Source organism: Agrococcus sp. HG114, from assembly GCF_024723325.1.
Classification (GTDB): Bacteria; Actinomycetota; Actinomycetes; order Actinomycetales; family Microbacteriaceae; genus Agrococcus.
The window spans coordinates 1-3224 of sequence record NZ_JANQCH010000179.1 but is presented as its reverse complement, the minus strand read 5'-3'; the positions used below and the strand labels follow the sequence as shown (position 1 = coordinate 3224).

The 3224-nt window shown below is 76.0% G+C and carries 2 protein-coding genes and 1 pseudogene; 2 read left to right on the top strand and 1 reads right to left on the bottom strand.

What is annotated here, in order from left to right:
• Nucleotides 1-317, top strand: a pseudogene (locus NWP09_RS12285) (thiamine-phosphate kinase); the annotation flags it as partial.
• A gap of 73 nt (nt 318-390) precedes the next feature.
• On the opposite strand, the gene rsmD reads toward NWP09_RS12285, so the two are convergent.
• Complete coding sequence (rsmD, locus tag NWP09_RS12280) at nt 391-963, bottom strand: 16S rRNA (guanine(966)-N(2))-methyltransferase RsmD (protein WP_258275787.1); 573 nt, start codon at nt 961-963, stop codon at nt 391-393.
• A 107-nt stretch (nt 964-1070) separates the two neighbouring features.
• Here rsmD and NWP09_RS12275 point away from each other — a divergent pair.
• A partial coding sequence (locus NWP09_RS12275; protein WP_258275786.1) for an ATP-dependent DNA helicase RecG occupies nt 1071-3224 on the top strand: 2154 nt, incomplete at its 3' end.

Here is a 3224-nt window from a genome sequence, read left to right as displayed (position 1 = left end):
GCGCGACCGCGATGCTCGACGTCTCCGACGGCCTCGCGCTCGACGCCGCGCGGGTGAGCCGCGCATCCGCCGCCCGCATCGCGCTCGACGGCGGCGCCGTCGACGCGCTCGCCCGGCGCCTCGGGGTCGAGCGCGACGCGGTGCTCTTCGGCGGCGAGGACCACGCGCTGCTCGTCACGCTGCCGGCGGACATCGAGCTGCCGGCGGCGGTCGAGGGCGCCCCGCTCACCCAGCTGGGCTCTGTCGAGCAGGGCGCCGGGGTCACCCTCGACGGCGAGCCGCTCGAGCCGCGCGGCTGGGACCCCTACCGAGCCTGACCCTGTCCCGCCGGAGCGGTCGACCGGGCGGCGCGCGATCGACCGGGCCGACGAGCCGAGCGCCCGCGCCGCGTCAGCGGTCGGTGAGGGAGCCCGAGGTCGCGAGGTAGTGCAGCGTCGTGTCGCCGTAGTCGCGCGTGCGCTCGAGCACGAGGTCGCCCGGCAGGTCGAGCTCGCCCGAGCGCCGCGCCTGCTCGACGACGACGACCGCGGGGTGCACGAGCAGCGGTGCGAGCGTCTGCAGCACGCCGCTGAGCGCCGCTTGCGGCAGGTCGTACGGCGGGTCGATGAACACGAGGTCGAAGCGCCGCCCCGCGCGCTGCAGGTACTGCGCGACCGCGACCTGCTCGACGAGCGCGCGCACCGCGCCGGCCTTCGCGACCGCCTCGGCGTTGCGCTCGGCGACCTTCGCCGCCGCCCGGTCGCGCTCGACGAGCACGACAGCCTCCGCGCCGCGGCTCGCCGCCTCGAGCCCGAGCGCGCCAGAGCCCGCGAACAGGTCGAGCACGAGCGCGCCGTCGCACAGGCTCCGCGCGTCGAGGGCGCTGAAGATCGCCTCCCGCACCCGCTCGGAGGTCGGCCGCGTGCCCCGCAGCGGCACGTGCAGCCGCACGCCGCCGGCGAGGCCCCCGATGATGCGCGTCACCCCGCAATCCTCCCGCATGCCGCTCGGGCGTCCGCCGAGCGGACCATCCGGCACCGGGGCACGGCGGATGCGCGGCCCGCGTCGGCCGCACCGCCTACCCTGGGCGGGTGGTGACGAAGGCGGCGGGCGGGGCGCTCCCCGAGGGGCTCGACCGGCCGCTCGAGCGGCTGCTCGGCAAGGCGCAGGCGGGGAAGCTGCAGCGCGCGTTCGGCATGGAGACCGTCGGCGACCTCGTCTGGCACCTCCCGCGCCGCTACGCGAAGCGCGGCGAGCTCACCGAGCTGCGCAGCCTCGTGCCCGGCGAGCACGTCACCGTGGTGGCGAAGGTCAGGGGCGTCGAGACCCGCGACCTGCAGCGCGACGCGAAGGGCCGGCCGCGCAGCCTCACGAGCATCACGATCACCGACGGCACGAGCGAGCTCGAGCTCGCGTTCTTCAACCAGGCGTGGCGCAAGGCCGAGCTGCACCAGGGCGTGACGGCGCTGTTCTCGGGCGTCGTCGGCGACTACAAGGGCAAGCGGCAGCTCACGCACCCCGACTACGAGCTCTTCGACGAGGCCGAGGGCGTCGACGCCGAGCAGTGGGCGCAGCAGCCCGTGCCGATCTACCCCGCGACGCAGGCGATCGCGACGACGAAGCTCCAGCACCTCGTCGCGCAGGCGCTCGACTCGCTCGGCGAGGTGCGCGACCCCGTGCCCGCCGACGTGCGCCGCGAGCACGGGCTCATGCCGCTCCTCGACGCGCTCCGCATGGTGCACCAGCCGAAGGTCGAGCAGGACGCCTACCGCGCCCGCCACACGCTCGCGTGGCACGAGGCGTTCCTGCTGCAGACCTACCTGCTCGCGACGCGCGACTGGTTCGACACCCTGCCGACCCAGCCGCGGCATCCGGGCGCCCTGCTCGAGCGCTTCGACCGCAGCCTGCCGTGGCAGCTGACCGACGACCAGCGCGCCGCGGGCGACGCGATCGCCGCCGACCTCGCGAGCGGCACCGCGATGCACCGGCTCGTGCAGGGCGAGGTCGGCTCGGGCAAGACGGTCGTCGCGACGCGCGCGATGCTCACGGTCGCGGAGTCGGGCGGGCAGGCGGCGCTGCTCGCGCCCACCGAGGTGCTCGCGGTGCAGCACCTGCGCTCGATCGTGCGCTCGCTCGGGCCGGAGCTCGCCGCCGAGCTGCAGCCGACCCTGCTCACCGGGCAGATGACGACCGCCGACCGCAAGCGCGCGGCGCTCGCGATCGCGGCGGGCTCGGCCCGCATCGTCGTCGGCACGCACGCGCTGCTGAGCGAGCGGACGACGTTCGCCGAGCTCGCGCTCGTCGTCGTCGACGAGCAGCACCGCTTCGGCGTCGCCCAGCGGGAGGCGCTCCGCGCGAAGGGCACGCACCCGCACACGCTCGTGCTCACCGCGACGCCCATCCCGCGCACGATCGCGATGACGGCGTTCGGCGACCTCGACGTGTCGACCATCCGGTCGCTGCCGGCGGGCCGCAGCCCGATCCAGACGTTCGTGGTCGACCCCGTCGAGCGGCCAGGCCACTTCGCGCGCGTGTGGGAGCGGATGCGCGAGGAGCTCGACGCCGGCCGGCAGGCGTTCGTCGTGTGCCCGGCGATCTCGCCCGGCAGGCTCGAGGGCATCGACCGCGGCGACGACGAGGCGGATGCGTCGGCGGGCGCGAGGCCGCTCCCGCCGGTCGACGACGTGGTCACGACCCTCGAGCGGCTGCGGCAGCACCCGGCGCTGCGCGACAGGGTGCTCGCGCAGCTCACGGGCGCCGACACGACCGAGCAGAAGGACGCGGTCATGCGCGCGTTCCGCGATCGCGAGATCGACGTGCTCGTCGCGACCACGGTCATCGAGGTCGGCGTCGACGTGCCGAACGCGACGATGATGGTCGTGCTCTCCGCCGACCGGTTCGGGGTGTCGCAGCTGCACCAGCTGCGCGGCCGCGTCGGGCGCGGGGAGCACGCGGCGCTCTGCATGCTCGTGTCGGCCGTCGACCCCGAGAGCCCCGCGCGCATCCGCCTCGACGCCGTCGCGAGCACGCTCGACGGGTTCGAGCTCGCCGAGGTCGACCTCGAGCAGCGCGGCGAGGGCGACGTGCTCGGCGCCGCGCAGTCGGGCGGCCGGAGCGGCCTGCGCGTGCTGCGCGTCGCGCGCGACGGCCGCATCATCGAGGCGGCCCGCGCCGCCGCCCGCGCCGTGCTCGACGCCGACCCGAAGCTGCTCGCGAACCCCGCGCTCCGGCTCGCGGTCGACCAG